This window comes from Exiguobacterium sp. EA-TM-5 (assembly GCF_053878415.1).
The window spans coordinates 2,277,903-2,292,605 of the sequence record NZ_CM132670.1; the positions used below are offsets into that span (position 1 = coordinate 2,277,903).

16 protein-coding genes are annotated in these 14,703 nt (G+C 47.7%); 9 read left to right on the plus strand and 7 right to left on the minus strand.

Features of this window, described 5'->3' with window-relative positions; genetic code table 11:
• Positions 1-39: 39 nt before the first annotated feature.
• Positions 40-1,155, plus strand: a complete 1,116-nt coding sequence (locus ACV3PA_RS12060; protein WP_456124918.1) for a hypothetical protein — start codon at positions 40-42, stop codon at positions 1,153-1,155.
• A gap of 44 nt (positions 1,156-1,199) precedes the next feature.
• Here the strand turns inward: ACV3PA_RS12060 and ACV3PA_RS12065 are convergent, their stop codons facing one another.
• Entirely contained in the window at positions 1,200-1,550 is a 351-nt protein-coding gene (locus ACV3PA_RS12065; protein ID WP_456124919.1) for a cupin, read from the minus strand.
• A 185-nt stretch (positions 1,551-1,735) separates the two neighbouring features.
• Between ACV3PA_RS12065 and ACV3PA_RS12070 the strand changes: the two genes are divergently transcribed.
• The 3 genes from ACV3PA_RS12070 to ACV3PA_RS12080 are packed head-to-tail and all read left to right on the plus strand — an operon-like array spanning position 1,736 to position 3,611.
• Positions 1,736-1,963: a PLDc N-terminal domain-containing protein gene (locus ACV3PA_RS12070; protein ID WP_456124920.1), complete on the plus strand. Its 228-nt coding sequence runs from the start codon at positions 1,736-1,738 to the stop codon at positions 1,961-1,963.
• The gene (locus tag ACV3PA_RS12075) at positions 1,960-2,844 is read left to right on the plus strand and encodes an ABC transporter ATP-binding protein (protein WP_456124921.1); all 885 of its coding nucleotides are present in this window, start codon (positions 1,960-1,962) and stop codon (positions 2,842-2,844) included. Before ACV3PA_RS12070 ends, ACV3PA_RS12075 begins: the two co-directional genes overlap by 4 nt.
• Complete coding sequence (locus ACV3PA_RS12080) at positions 2,841-3,611, plus strand: ABC transporter permease (RefSeq protein WP_456124922.1); 771 nt, start codon at positions 2,841-2,843, stop codon at positions 3,609-3,611. Before ACV3PA_RS12075 ends, ACV3PA_RS12080 begins: the two co-directional genes overlap by 4 nt.
• A gap of 47 nt (positions 3,612-3,658) precedes the next feature.
• On the opposite strand, the gene ACV3PA_RS12085 is transcribed toward ACV3PA_RS12080, so the two are convergent.
• From ACV3PA_RS12085 to nikA, 5 genes are read right to left on the minus strand one after another with little or no spacing between them, the layout of a single operon-like run.
• A complete protein-coding gene (locus tag ACV3PA_RS12085; RefSeq protein WP_456124923.1) occupies positions 3,659-4,456 on the minus strand; it encodes an ATP-binding cassette domain-containing protein in 798 nt (265 codons plus the stop codon).
• The gene (locus ACV3PA_RS12090; RefSeq protein ID WP_456124924.1) at positions 4,453-5,259 is read right to left on the minus strand and encodes an ABC transporter ATP-binding protein; all 807 of its coding nucleotides are present in this window, start codon (positions 5,257-5,259) and stop codon (positions 4,453-4,455) included. The genes ACV3PA_RS12085 and ACV3PA_RS12090 overlap by 4 nt, the downstream gene beginning before the upstream one ends.
• Positions 5,256-6,101: a nickel ABC transporter permease subunit NikC gene (gene nikC / locus ACV3PA_RS12095; protein ID WP_456124925.1), complete on the minus strand. Its 846-nt coding sequence runs from the start codon at positions 6,099-6,101 to the stop codon at positions 5,256-5,258. Before nikC ends, ACV3PA_RS12090 begins: the two co-directional genes overlap by 4 nt.
• Entirely contained in the window at positions 6,098-7,039 is a 942-nt protein-coding gene (gene nikB, locus ACV3PA_RS12100; protein WP_410502968.1) for a nickel ABC transporter permease, read from the minus strand. Before nikB ends, nikC begins: the two co-directional genes overlap by 4 nt.
• A 12-nt stretch (positions 7,040-7,051) precedes the next feature.
• Positions 7,052-8,662 carry a nickel ABC transporter substrate-binding protein gene (nikA, locus tag ACV3PA_RS12105; RefSeq protein WP_456124926.1) on the minus strand — a complete coding sequence of 537 codons (1,611 nt, stop codon included), beginning with the start codon at positions 8,660-8,662 and terminating at the stop codon, positions 7,052-7,054.
• Positions 8,663-8,917: 255 nt separating this feature from the next.
• Here nikA and ACV3PA_RS12110 point away from each other — a divergent pair, with 255 nt between their 5' ends.
• Positions 8,918-9,475, plus strand: coding sequence for a hypothetical protein (locus tag ACV3PA_RS12110; RefSeq protein WP_456124927.1), 558 nt, complete (start codon positions 8,918-8,920; stop codon positions 9,473-9,475).
• A gap of 55 nt (positions 9,476-9,530) precedes the next feature.
• Here the strand turns inward: ACV3PA_RS12110 and ACV3PA_RS12115 are convergent, their stop codons facing one another.
• On the minus strand, positions 9,531-10,487 hold the full coding sequence (locus tag ACV3PA_RS12115) for a GAF domain-containing protein (protein ID WP_456124928.1): 957 nt from the start codon (positions 10,485-10,487) through the stop codon (positions 9,531-9,533).
• 382 nt (positions 10,488-10,869) lie between these two features.
• Between ACV3PA_RS12115 and ACV3PA_RS12120 the strand changes: the two genes are divergently transcribed.
• Genes ACV3PA_RS12120 through ACV3PA_RS12135 form a run of 4 tightly spaced genes read left to right on the plus strand, consistent with a single transcriptional unit; the run spans position 10,870 to position 14,688 of the window.
• The gene (locus ACV3PA_RS12120; protein WP_456124929.1) at positions 10,870-11,862 is read left to right on the plus strand and encodes a siderophore ABC transporter substrate-binding protein; all 993 of its coding nucleotides are present in this window, start codon (positions 10,870-10,872) and stop codon (positions 11,860-11,862) included.
• Between the two features lie 20 nt (positions 11,863-11,882).
• Positions 11,883-12,878, plus strand: a complete 996-nt coding sequence (locus tag ACV3PA_RS12125) for an ABC transporter permease (RefSeq protein WP_456125973.1) — start codon at positions 11,883-11,885, stop codon at positions 12,876-12,878.
• Complete coding sequence (locus ACV3PA_RS12130) at positions 12,875-13,939, plus strand: iron chelate uptake ABC transporter family permease subunit (protein ID WP_456124930.1); 1,065 nt, start codon at positions 12,875-12,877, stop codon at positions 13,937-13,939. Before ACV3PA_RS12125 ends, ACV3PA_RS12130 begins: the two co-directional genes overlap by 4 nt.
• Positions 13,936-14,688 carry an iron ABC transporter ATP-binding protein gene (locus tag ACV3PA_RS12135; protein ID WP_053453119.1) on the plus strand — a complete coding sequence of 251 codons (753 nt, stop codon included), beginning with the start codon at positions 13,936-13,938 and terminating at the stop codon, positions 14,686-14,688. Before ACV3PA_RS12130 ends, ACV3PA_RS12135 begins: the two co-directional genes overlap by 4 nt.
• Positions 14,689-14,703 lie beyond the last annotated feature (15 nt).

Sequence of the window (14,703 nt, forward strand, 5' to 3'; positions counted from 1 at the left end):
GTTTACGACACAACTTTATTAGGGAGTGAACTGGAGAACATGAAACGGATCAAAGAATACCTTGATAAAACTGAAATGGATACGTTGAACAGAACATTTACCAAATGGAATCTTGAGAACTTAAAGGAAGAACAGATAATAAGAATCGGCGAAGGTGCTTGGCATACGGTTTATAAAATCGAGAAGCTAGATGACCGAGACCTTGTGATTCGAATAAAAAAGAACAAGGCGTATGGAGAATTACAACCGATTGATGAAATCGAGTTAACGACAGAGTATGAATCAACGAAAGCGTATTATTCAAACGTAAACGAAAGTAATCGAGATGTTTGTCCTACCTTTTATCAGTATTTCATCGAGAACGATATCGTGTTTACAGTGGAAACGTTCATGGGTCATGGAACGGATTTATTATCACTTCATAAGGATGAAGCCAATTCTTACGGTAAGCAATTAGGTCGAATTTATCATCGTATTCACAACAATAAAACATCTATGGAAGGTTTCGGAGAATTAGACTGGAACGGGAAGACGTTACGAGGTAGCGACTTTAATAACATTGATGCATTATGGCAGGAAGAAAATAATCAGATCTTAATCGCCTTAAGTACCCTCGTTCATTCTGGTCTTCACTTTGATAAAGAAAAAGTTGATACGTATATCAGTTCTTTGATTGAGAATAGACGAACTCAGATTCAAAAAATTTCTCTCGTGAATCAAGACGTAACACCAGAAAATTTAATTTTAACTGGGGACCATATCGCAATCATTGATCCGTTTCCAAGATTGGATTTTGATTTAAAATATGCAGCTTACTTTGTTTTTTGTTACAAATTTCTGTTACCAGCCTTTTCAAATGCCCCACGATACATAAAACATGCCTATGAAGAGAAAAGTAGTATTTTGAATGAAATTGCTGATGGGTTTATAAATGGATACTTCTTTGACCTGGATGAAGACGAATTCATCACTCAATCTCGACGATTAATGGACGAATATACATTATGGCTATTACAAGAAGCATATGAGCACTACGAAATCTTGCAGCAACTTCACCTCAATTCTAAAACAACGCAACAGATGGGGGATCGAGAAATGATAACTGCTCGATTACATCTATGCCTCGCAGAATTAGAAAAATGGTGTACTGAATAATAGTAGACACTCTCCCTTTTCAGAGAGAGTGTCTTTATGTACCTTTACAGGGCAACGAGCGCTGACGTATCGAGTTCCTCACTTTCGATTACGATCGCCGTTAACCCCGTACCTGTCTTTGTTTCATGCCATTCTCCTTGATTCCAAAATACCGCTTCCCCACTCTGTACTTTTATGTAGTCATCCGTTTCCCCTCTTACCCATCCTTCCCCCTCTACAACTAACAGAAGTTGTGGCACGACAGCCTGATGATAACCGACCACGCCATCCTTCTCTAAATGGATACATCCGATGTGCGTCACTTTCTCGGTCTGCATGATCCGTGACATCACAAAATTAGAATCGAACTTCGTAATTTTCTTACCAACTTCTTTTTTGAATTGATAAATCTGCATGTAGCTTTCCTCCGAATCATGATTCGTCTTTCAATCAAATTAGTCAATCTTTACGTTATTTGGAAAATTTCGATAAGGAAATTTTATCATAGCTTTCATTGATTGCGAACTAACATTGATTCATTTCAAACATTGACTTTTCAATTTTCATTATTGATAATGGTAATAGAAAAGGAGGGCTTTTCATGAATACAGATTTCTCTGCCTTATCACAAATCGACTGGGAACGATTTTTGCCGTTGTTACTGATTTACATCTCCATCAACTTGATTCTACTCAGCTGCGCCTGCATTGATTGGTTTAGACGCAAGGACCGAATCGCCACCCCGATTACATGGTTATTGATTATTCTCCTCGTCCAGCCGATCGGCTCGATTCTTTACTTTATCCTCGGAAGGAGGATGACCGCATGATCCAGATTTCGCACCTCAAGCTTTCACTTCAACGCCGTCTTATCCTAGACGATATTTCATTTACGATTCACGAACATGAATGCCTCGGTCTGATTGGACCAAATGGTGCCGGAAAAACGACACTCCTGAAATGCCTCAGTGGAATCATCGACAGTGACCGTGGTTCGATCACGATGTATGATCGCCCGATCCGACAACAAAAACAGGTCATCGGCTACTTATCGCAACAGACTGATTTCAAGCCTTGGATGACATGCGAACAGTCACTACGCTTTTTTGGAAGCTTGTCTGGTCTTAATCGCGCAACGCTAACCAAGCGGATTCCAATTGTCTTAAAAGAAGTTGGATTAGGCGACCAACAAACAGAAGTGATTGAACGCTTATCAGGTGGTATGCGCCAACGCCTCGGAATCGCCCAAGCGATTTTACATGAACCAACGTTATTGATTTTAGACGAACCCGCTTCCGCACTCGATCCAAGCGGTCGACATGATATCAACCAGTTGATCCTTCGTTTAAAAAAACGGATGACGATTATCGTCTCGACGCATCTCTTAGAAGACGCGAAGACTTGTTGCGACCGCTTTTTAGTTATCAAGCACGGTCGATTACTTGGTCCGATCGCGCATCAACGCGACGTCAATCCATATCAGATTCAAGTCGAGACGCTCACACCTGCCCCGCCCCTTTCTACTACTGTTTTTCCAAAGATACAGATGGATCGAATCAACTCGTGCTACTATCAGTTCTCAGCACAGGACCAGCTTGATCTTTCGCAAGTAGCCACGACCTTGATTGCCGAAGGATGGTCGCTTGCTTCGATTGCCTATCAACCGATTGGACTCGAGGAGCGTTTTCTCGACATGGTGGCGGACGTATGAGGACGTTTTATACGTTGACGATGACCGAGTGGCTGGAAGCGTGGAAAGAATGGAAAATCGTCTGGTTGCCGCTTTTCTTCATCGCTCTCGGCGTGACGCAACCGTTGCTGTTGATGTATATGGATGTCTTACTCGAACACGTCGGAAACGCGGACGGGATCATCGTTGATCCGAATCGTTCTGCCCCGCATCCGCTTGACGTCTTCAGCGCAACGATCCATGGGCAATTCAATCAACTCGGATTGATCGTCCTGATCATGAGCTTCATGGGGCTGCTCGCGTCAGACCGACAAACTGGTATGCAAGATTTTATTTTGACACGAGCCGTCTCGCGAAATGTCTATCTCCTGTCGAAATGGTTCAGCCACAGTATGATCAGTTTATTCGGTATTTCGATCGGCGCAGTCACGTCTTATGGTCTAACCGTCTATTGGTTCGGATCCCTCTCACCGATACTTGCGCTACGCATCATTAGCGATTTTAGTCTTTGGACATTATTCGTCGTCAGTCTGACGCTACTGATCAGCACCTATTTACAACGTGCCGTGCCGATCGGCATCTTATCGCTCGTCGTCTCCTTGTTACTCGTCGCACTTCCTTCGCTATTACCAGACGTTCTATTTTTCACACCTGGTGCACTTCTTTCGGAACCGCCAACTGCACCGTTTTTTTCTTCGTCCCATCTAATCAGTGTCACTTTTTGTCTTGTTTGGATTCTTCTCACGCTCGTCTGGTCGGCACTTCGATTCAAAAAAACGGCTGTCTAATCCACCTCTAAAGCACAAAAAAGGATAACGGAGCAGTTCACAGTCCGTTATCCTTTGTTTGGTTGTGCTTGGCGAATCGTTCGTTGCCTTGGGTGAATGGCAAGCTTTGCTTGTCGCATTCGTTCTACGGCAGGATCCGTCGCAGCATCAAATGCAACTAGGCTCGGATAATGTCCGACGAGGCGTCCTTGCTCTAAGATCGCGAAGCTGTCGCAAAGTTGTTCAGCGGCTTTGATATCATGCGTGATGAAGACATACGTTAAGCCATGTTTTCGCTTTAAATCAGCTAGTAACTCGAGAATCAATCGTTTGTTGACCATATCGAGGCTGCTAACCGCTTCGTCTAGGACAATCAGTCGTGGTTCAGCAGCAATCGCTCGTGCGATTGCAATCCGCTGGAGTTGTCCGCCACTGAACTGTGACGGATACTTCGTTAAATCTGCTGCTTTAAGACCGACCTGTTCAATGAGCGTGACGAGACGCTGTTGCCGCGCTTCTCCCTTTAAACGAATGAAGTTATCAAGCGGTTCCGCAATGATAGCACCAGCAGTCAGCTTCGGATTGACGGCAGCAAATGAGTCCTGGAAGACGACTTGGACGTCACCTTGAAAGGGATGTTTTGTCGCGTGGCGATCGACACCATTGAACCAAATTGTTCCGCCTGAAGGCCGTTCAAGTCCGAGCAACAATCGTCCGAGCGTACTTTTCCCAGCACCACTTGATCCGAGTAATCCGAGACATTGACCAGCTTCGAGCGTCAACGAGACATCCTGCAAGACGGTCTGTGCTGGTCGAAAGCGGCGTTTGTAGACGTGTGAGATCTGATCAATCTGCAAGAGGCTCATCCGAGCGCCTCCCTTCCGATATGCTGTGCGAGAAGTGACTGTGTATACGAATGTTGCGGACGATCAAACAACTCAAAGACGTCTGCTTGTTCAACGATCCGACCTTGTTGCATGACGAGAACATCGTCTGCGAGTTCAGCGATCACACCGAGGTCGTGCGAAATCAGTAAGATCGCCGTTTCATAAGTCGCCCGCAGCCGTTCGAGTAATTCAAGAACCGTCTTTTGATTGAAGACGTCAAGCGCTGTCGTCGGTTCGTCGGCAATCAAGACGCTCGGACGGAGCGCAACGGCTAAGGCAATCATGACCCGTTGCAACATCCCACCGCTCAGTTCGAACGGATAAGCTTTAAGCACTCGAGCGGGATCCGTCAAGTTGACTTCTTCGAGTGCCGTCATTGCCTGTTGTTTCGCTTCACGCTTTGAACAACGCGCGTGCGTCTGAATCGTTTCAATCATCTGGTGCCCGATCGTATAGACCGGCGTAAACGCGCTCATCGGATTTTGCATGATGAAGGCAATCTCACCACCACGAATCGTCCGCACAGCGCGTTCTGATAAAGAGAGAATTGATTTTCCATTCAGTGTGATATCACCGGTCACCTGCGTTGTCTGCGGATTTAGCAAACGCAATAAAGCGAGGCTCGTCACCGTCTTCCCACAACCACTCTCACCGACGAGACCGAGAATCTGTCCAGCGTGGATCGAGAAGGATACCTCTTCAATCAATGTCACCTGTTGTTTCGTACGGACGGTTAGACCATCAACTACTAATATCGGTTCGATACGGGCACCTCCTCTCATTTCATCGTTTTTGAAACACCAAATCGTTCTGCTAACTGTTCTCCTAATACGTTAAAGCTGATGATGACGAGCATGATCGCAAGTCCCGGATAAATCATCAGTTCCGGGTTTGTCCGGATATAGGATTTTCCTTCGTGAATCATCGCTCCCCATTCGGCAGTCGGCGACTGGACACCAAGACCAAGGAACGACATCGCTGAGATATCCATGATCGCCCAGCCCATTTCAAGCGTACCGATGACAAGTAGCGGCGGTAAGATGTTCGGCAAGATGTGTGTCCGGATGATTTTCCATGAAGATGATCCATTGACGCGAGCAGCGGCGATGAATGCTTCCGTCTTCAGCGTCATGACCATCCCGCGGAACATCCGCGCGTAATAGACCCACTGGACGAGCATCAAGGCGATGATGACTTGCTTGAGACCTGGACCAAAGATACCGACGAGACCGAGGACGAGAATCAGACTCGGAAATGCCATCACACCGTCACATAGGCGCATCAAGAGTTGATCGACCCATCCACCGCGGTATCCGGCAAGTGTCCCGACGAACAAGCCGATCGCAAGCGAGGCAATGAAAATCAACACGGCACAGCCGAGTGAGATCCGCGCGCCGTAAATCAAGCGGGACAACAGACACCGACCGAGCTGGTCAGTGCCAAGCGGATAAGCAGACGACGGACCGTGTAGTTTTTGCGTCAAGTCAACGAGATTCGGATCATGCGGTGCGATCCACGGGGCAAACAAGGCAATGCCTGCCATCCCGATCAAGACGACTGCACAAAGATAGAGAAGCGGTGTATACCGTAAGCGGATCATCGTTGCTGGAAGTGGAGTATTCATACCGTCCCTCCTTTTTTCGCTAGTCGCGGATCGAGTACGGCTTGGATGATATCGACCAGCAAACTACTACCAATAAAGACGAGGGCCGCGAGAAAGACATACCCTTGGATGACCGGCATATCCCGATCAAAGATCGCTTCAATGAAGTAACGACCGAAACCCGGCCAAGAGAAGACGGTCTCGACGATGATGGTTCCCGTCAGTAACTTTCCGAGATTCATCCCGAGACCCGTGATCATCGGCGGAATCGCCATCCGGAGAACGTGTTTACCAAGAATGCTTCCTTCCTTCAGTCCGCGTGTCCGCGCAAATAAAACATACGGTTCGTTCAAAGCTTCAATCACACTGCCGCGAAGCAAGCGTGTATACAGCGCAATCAACGGAAACGCGAGTGTCAATGCCGGTAAGATCAAGTGCATGACGCTTCCTGTACCTCCGACCGGAAACCAATCGAGCTTTACGGCAAAGAAGAAGATGAACAGATAGCCGAGCCAAAACGACGGGATCGAAGCACCAATGAAGGCGATTCCCCGACTCAGATGGTCAAAGAAGCCATTCTTCTTAATGCCGGCAAGGAATCCGAGCGGAATACTGACGACAAGCGCTAGCAACAGACTTGTCACTGCCAGCTCGACCGTTGGTGGTAAGCGAAGTAAGACATCTTCTAAGACCGGCTTTCCGGAAAGATACGATGTTCCGAAATCAAGCTGCGCCAAGCGGATGACAGCATCAAAATACTGTTTGTAGAACGGTTGATCAAGACCGAACTCTGCTCGTTTGGCAGCGAGTAATTCATCTGTCGGCTGGATATGGGCAGCAGATAGATAGGCCTCTGCCGGATCAACCGGCGACAGATGAATCAGTCCCGTCAGAATCAAGACAGCAAGTAACAAGATCGGGATGACGGATAATATACGTTTGACGAGGAAGACCCCCATGTCATCCCTCCTTTAGTTGATTCCGATCCGCGCAAATGGACTTTCGTCCCGGTTCGCCGGGAACTGGAAGTTTGTCACGTCCGATTGATAGATCGCCATCTTCTTCAAGTACGAGATGGGAATTAACGCACCTTGATCTTGGAGCGATGGCAGAATGTCAGCGTACATCTTCTGACGCTTCGTTTCGTCTGTCGTCTTCAAGACATCTTTGATCTCTTGCAAGAGTTGTTCTTTATTCGGATAAGCCGAAATCGCTTCCTTGAAGCCGAAGCCATCCGTATCAATCAGGTTCACGAATGTATGTGGATCATACGGTGCACCAAAGTTACTGTAGAAGTTGATATCAAAGCGGTTGTCTTTGAAACGCTGGACTTGATCCGGCAGTTCGACAGCTTCTGTTTTCAGCTCGACACCAATTTTCGACCATTCGGACTGCAGTGTCTCCGCCATTGCCTTTTGGACCTGTTCGGCTGCGTCATACATCATTCCGATTTGCAACGGTTGACCGTCTTTGACGCGGACTTTTTCACCTTTCGGCAGTTTCCAGCCTGCTTCGTCAAGGAGACGGTTTGCTTCCTTCACGTCATAATCCCGTTGCTTCACTTTCAGGTTCGATGTGTACGGCATGTTCGGTGGTAGAAGGTAATCAGCCGGGGATTCTAGTCCCGACGTGATGCCTTCGACGAGTGCGGCTTTATCGAACCCGTGCTGAAGCGCCTGGCGGACGCGTTCGTCAGACAGACGTTTATTTTTCGTGTTCAAGACGAGGAGACGCGTCGCGACTGGTTCAGACATCTGCGTTTTGTACGACTTATCCGTCTTCAACTGGTTGAAAGCATCGATGCTGATCGCCCCTTCCCCGTAAATCAGATCAACCTGTCCTTTTTCGAGTGCTAAGACACGTGTCTCCGCATCCGGGATGATGTCGACTTTGATGTGATCAACGTTCGGCTTCGGTCCCCAGTAGTTCTTGTTGACCTTAAACGTCGCGTACTGATCCGGTTTGTACTCGTCAAGCATCCAAGGACCTGTTCCGACTTCTTTTTTGACACCCTTTGACGTATCACCGTTTTCCGGGAATCCAGCTTCTCCGAGGAAACGCACTGGACGGACGACCGCGAGTTCTTGAATCGTCGGATAGTACGCTTCTGATAATGTCAGGCGGAATGTCTTCGCATCGACCGCTTCTGTCTTCTCGATTTTCGTGATGAAACCAAGCCAGCTATGTAAGGCTTTTTGTTTGAGGATCGCGTCGAAATTCTTTTTAACGATCGCTGCGTCGAACGTCGAACCGTCCGAGAACTTGACACCGTCACGGAGCGTGAACGTATACGTTTTTCCGTCCTCAGAAATCTTCCAAGACGATGCTAAGTATGGCTCAAGCTTTCCACCTTCGCCGTAGTGGACGAGTGGTTCATAGATCATCGATTGTGCGAACAGTTGTGATGGGTTATAGACGTGCGGGTTCATCGTTCCGACGTCGCGTGGCCACGCGAGCGTCACTGTATCTTTATCTTTTCGCTCTCCTGTCGACTCGCTCGGATTCGAGCAGCCAATCAATACGGATGTCAAAGACAGGATCGAGACGGTAGACAGTAGTAGTTTTTTACGGTTAACGTTCATAGTAGACAGAACTCCCAACTTGTATTGATAATCATTTTCAATTGTAAGAGGGAAAGGCAAGGATTGTCAATGGATAATCCAGATGTTAACTGGACATCTAGCCGCTTTTTGACAGGATTTCCACTCTCAACTGAGAAACATTCTGAACACACTTCTTTTTTGTCAATAATTGTAATCCACTGTATTAAGCGGTATCCTAGTTTGTATGCTGCGTCTCTTGCCTGAACAGGCGAGTCGCACGGAAAGGATGATCTGATGTCACGACTGTTTTCTGCCTTCTCTCTTGTATTTCTCTGTCTCATCTTGGTGCTTCCTTTGCTCCTAATCGATGGACTAATCTTATACGTCGGAGGCGTCGCCTTCGACTCACTCGTTGGTTGCCTGATGTTTCTCCTATGCTTCTATCTCGCGAGTCTACTTGTTAGCGTCATCTTCGACGGAGTGATGCGTGCGCTCGGTGGATTGTTTAAGCGCCAGATCTCAAACGTCCTCTTTGCCGTAGTGAACTATTTAGTAAGCTTAAGCGTCTTGCTTTGGATGGATTTCTACGTTAAGTCCATCACGATCTCGTTTGCGACGAAAGTCGTCCTCGTGTCTGTCCATACATTGTTGTTTTATTTGATCCATCAATCAAGCGAGTCGACTGCTGAAGCTTCCGAAGTGAACGAATCCCATGATCCAATCGTCAAGGAAGCTCTCCGCTTGTTAGAGAATGAGGATCCTGTGACGTGCGTCGAGACGTTATGTCTCAGATTTCCTGACCGTCCGAAAAAAGACATCATTCGAATCGTCCATCGCCTACATAACAACTAAACAGACCTGACTGTTTCTGAAAAATTTCAGAAACATCAGGTCTTTTGTATGCCATTCATTTCTTCGCCAACTCGTAAAACTGATACGTATTCTTTCCAGATGACTTGGCAGCATAAAGCGCAATATCCGCCTGTTGCAACAAGGCTTGCAACTCTGGACGAAACGCGGTGTCATAGATCACAACCCCGATGCTCGTCGATACACGATAGTCCGTTTCCCACTCACTTAACGAAGTGACGATCTGATCCGCGAGTCGCTCCCATCCTTTCCTTGAATCCGAATGACCGAAATGCAAGATGAACTCATCGCCACCTAGTCGCACGGCCATCGCATCGTTTTGTTCACGAACGAGTCGTTGCAAGCGCTGTGCGACTTCTTGCAGAACGATGTCCCCCGTCTCGTGTCCGAAAACGTCGTTGACCTGCTTAAAGCCATCAAGATCAAGGAAGAAGATTGCCCCTGCTTGTCCTAGATGATCATCGAACTGCTTCGTTAAGTATCGACGATTGTACAATCCCGTCAATACGTCTTTCCATGCATACCGCTCGAGCTCTAAATAATACAAAAATAACCGCACGATGCGCTGCAACAACTGAACATTCTTCTGTTCATACAAACTGACTCGGTTATTGATCGCACATAATGTCCCGAACGTCTCACCGCTCGTCAAGACGATTGGGATACCTAAGTAGGACCGGACGTGAGCCTCCTCCAGATCCTTTCGCCAATCTCCGAGTTGTTCTGCGTTCGGAATACTCTCTAAGACGACCGGTTGTTTCGTCTCAAAATCAATCAACTTACATAACGACTGATTCAATTCAAGTTGCATCCCTTCGATCATCGGGATGTCTTCTTTATCGTTTGCAATCTTCAACATCCGTTGTTGTCCTGCTTCGATTGCCGATAAGTACAACATCTGATCCGGTAAAATCTCTTTTGCGAAATCGAGCACATCGTCTGCGAGCTCATCAAAATTTTGATACATCTTCAAGTCTTCAAATGGTTGATTCATACAGCACCTCATTTCGAAGTCGTCTTCTGCGATGTCTCTGATTTGAAATTTTGATACATATATTACCACTTTCTCTTTTTAGAGGTGTCTAAACCTCTGTTGCTTAAAAGCGTCCGATGGTCCTATTTCTATATCCAAATGAGAAAGATTATCATTTTTTTATTTTCGTATAGTTTATAGAAGTAAAAAAATGATTCAGGTAATTCCTTGGAAATTAGCGTTGCGTCTTCCAAATTCGTTTGCTATGATTCTCGGTGAACATGACAATGATAATCATTATCACTTATTGAGAACAGATTAATCTCGTAGACATACATAATCCATCTGCTGCTCAATCCGTGATCCATGCGTTATCAAATTAAACAAGAGGAGCTGAATCATCATGGGGAAATGGAAAACACCACTCGTCGTGAGTTCGCTTGCTGTTTTACTCGCAGCATGCGGGAACGCAGGAGAAGCAGACACGAAGAAGAACGCTGAGGCACCAAAGACGGTCAAAATCAAGGACGCACACGGAACGGTCAACGTACCGGTCAATCCGAAGAAAGTCGTCGCGCTCGATAACCGGACATTCGAAACACTTGCTGCATGGGACGTCGAACTCGTCGCAGCACCAGTCGGACTACTCCCGGCTGAATCACCATACGCAAAAGACAAGGATATCGTCGACGTCGGCATGCACTTCGAACCAAACCTCGAAGCGATCGCTGGTGTCAATCCGGATGTCGTCATCGTCGGACAACGCTTCGCTGATCATTACGAAGATATCAAAAAGCTCGTTCCGAACGCTGCTGTCATCGACCTCGATATCACTTTACCAGAAGACTCAGGTACACCAGGTGAATTGCTCGTTAAAGGACTCGAAGACACGACAGAAACACTCGGACAGATTTTTGATAAGAAACAAGAAGCCGATCAACTCGTGACGACACTCGAGCAATCGATCAAAGACGTCAAAAAATCGTATAACGGACAGGATAGCGTCATGTCGGTCATCGTCTCTGGCGGTGATATCGGATTCTCGGCTCCGATGAGTGGACGTGTCTTCGGACCGATGTATGATCTGTTCGACTGGAAACCAGCCCTCGAAGTCAAACAAAAATCAGGCAACGATCAAGGCGATGAAGTCTCAGTCGAAGCAATCGCTCAAAGTAATCCGGACTGGTTACTCGTTCTTGACCGTGACGCACCGCTTGGAAACGCAGAAGGTGCCGTACCAGCGCAAGATGTCATCGACCGCGCACCAGCTCTCCAGAAAACAAAAGCAATCAAAAACGACAACATCGTCTATGCACCGAAAGATACGTACTTGAATGAATCGATCCAGACATACTCGGAATTCTTCACTGATATCGCGAAAGCTCTGGAGAAGTAATGGCACACGCACAGCAACAAATGAATGGAAGAGTTGAGCCTCCGGCTCGACCTTCCTTTTCTGTCGTTTGGACGAAGCCGTTCGTCTTTACTTTATGTCTCGTATTAGCGCTTGCGACAGCGTCCCTCTTCACGGGCGTCTATGAACTGCGTGGTGCCACGAACGATTTCGATATGTTCTGGATTACCCGTGTCCCGCGGACGCTCGCCCTGATGCTAACTGGTGCTGCAATGGCGATGGCAGGACTCGTCATGCAATTGATCACACAAAACCGCCTTGTCGAACCGACGACGACGGGAACAATCGAATGGGCAGGACTCGGACTGTTAGCCGTTTACTTACTTGTTCCGGCACCGTCGCTGATGATGCGGATGACCGGTGCTATCGTGTTCGCGTTCATCGGGACGATGGTTTTCTTCTGGTTTCTCCGTTCGGTCCGATTGCGTTCATCGCTGATCGTCCCGATCATCGGTCTGATGCTCGGCGCCGTCATCTCTGCGATTTCGACGTTTCTCGGATTATTTTTCCGCGCTAGCCAAGCAATCGAAGGCTGGTTCGTTGGTTCGTTCGCGTCCGTTCAAATCGGTCGCTATGAATATCTCTGGATCATCATCGGTGTCACGGTCTGTATCTTCTTCCTTGCGAGTCGCTTGACGCTCGTCGGACTCGGCGAAGACGTTTCAACGAGTCTTGGTGTCAACTACAACCGGCTGATGCTGATCGCGACCGGACTGATTGCTCTATCCGTCGGGGTCGTCGCAACCGTCATCGGCAATCTGCCGTTTCTCGGGTTGATTGTCCCGAATATCGTCTCGATGTTTCGCGGTGACGATCTCCGCAGTAATCTGCCTTGGGTCTGCCTGATTGGGATGGCAACGATTCTAATCAGCGATTTGATTTCACGCACGATCATCCGCCCGTTCGAACTGCCGGTTTCACTGATTCTTGGAACCGTCGGGGCAGCCGTTTTTATCGTCATTTTGTTACGTCGACGTAAGACTGGAGGTGTCAGATGAGTACCGCAATCAAACAACAGGAACATATACGCCCTCAACCGAACGTTACACGTGAAACCAATCGCCGGGCGTCTGCCTTTCAATCGAAACGACTCGAGCGACGTTACTGGATCCTCCTCGTCCTGTTCATCAGCGGCGGAGTGCTCAGCACGATCGGTCTCTTGCTCTACAATAATCCGGTTCCGTTTGATTCTCCGTCCTTTTGGCCGGTCGTCGAACGCCGGATCACAGCTGTCATCACGATGGCGATTGCGGCAATTTGTCAAAGTCTAGCAACCGTCGCCTTTCACTCTGTCACGCATAACCGGATCATCACACCGTCCCTACTCGGTTTTGACGCCCTCTATTCGACGATCCAGACATCGATGATTTTCTTCTTCGGTGCGGGAGCACTCGTCGGCTTTACGGGCACGAGTGCCTTTTTGACACAGGTCGCGATCATGCTCGCGATGAGTCTCTTGTTATACGGATGGTTATTGTCTGGTAAGTATGCGAACTTGCAACTGATGTTACTCGTCGGGATCATTCTCGGTACTGGTCTGAACTCCCTGTCGTCGTTCATGCGGAAGATGCTCGACCCGTCCGAGTTCGATATCTTACAAGCGCGATTATTCGGTTCGGTCACGAATGCCGACGCGGCTTATTTCCCGATCGTCATTCCAGTCGTCCTCGTCGTTGGTCTGTTGCTTTACTTTTCGTCCGGACGACTCAACGTTGTCGCACTCGGAAAAGAGGTCGCGACATCGTTCGGTGTCAATCATCGCGGCAGTGTCATCTACTTCTTGATTTTGATTTCACTCCTGATGTCGATGTCGACGGCTCTGATCGGACCATTGACGTTCTTTGGTTTCTTAGTGGCGACACTCAGTTATCAGGTCGCTGCGACGTACGATCACAAATATGTTTTCCCGATGGCATTTGCAATTGGTTTCTTCGTTTTGACAAGTGCTTATTTCTTCATGTATCACATTTTCAACACGCCAAGCGTCGTCTCCGTCATCATCGAACTGTTCGGCGGGCTGATTTTCCTTATCGTGTTGCTTAGAAAGAGGTCCCTATGATATCACTCGAACAAGTTAAAAAATCGTATACGGACGATGTCCGGATCGGTCCGATTGATCTATCGATTCCAAAAGGCGGCTTCACGGCATTGATTGGTCCAAACGGCGCCGGGAAGTCGACGACGTTAATGATGATCGGACGCCTGCTTGATCTCGATGCCGGGCAGATCGAAGTCGCTGGAATGGACGTGACAAGTAGTAAATCGAAAGACTTAGCAAAGATCATCACGATCTTGCGACAAGAAAATCATTTCGTGACACGGCTGACCGTCCGGCAACTCGTCGGTTTCGGACGGTTCCCCTATTCACAAGGTCGCCTGACAGCGGACGACGAAACGATCATTTCGAAGTACATCGATTTTCTTGAGCTGACATCGCTTGAGAACCGCTATCTCGATGAATTATCTGGTGGTCAGCGGCAACGGGCTTATGTTGCGATGGTGCTTTGTCAGGAAACGGAATACGTCTTACTCGACGAACCACTTAATAACCTTGATATCGCACGCTCAGTCCAGATGATGGGCTACCTGCGACACGTCGCTGATACGTTCGGACGAACGATCATCACTGTTTTGCATGACATCAATTTTGCTGCCAAATACGCTGATCACATCTGTGCGATGAAGGACGGACAAATCGCCGCCTTTGGAACGGTCAAGGAAATCATGGTCGAAGAGACGTTATCCGATATTTTCGAGACACGACTTGAGATCATCGAAGGGCCCTATGGTCCGATTGCTGTGTATTGATACTTTATTAATAGA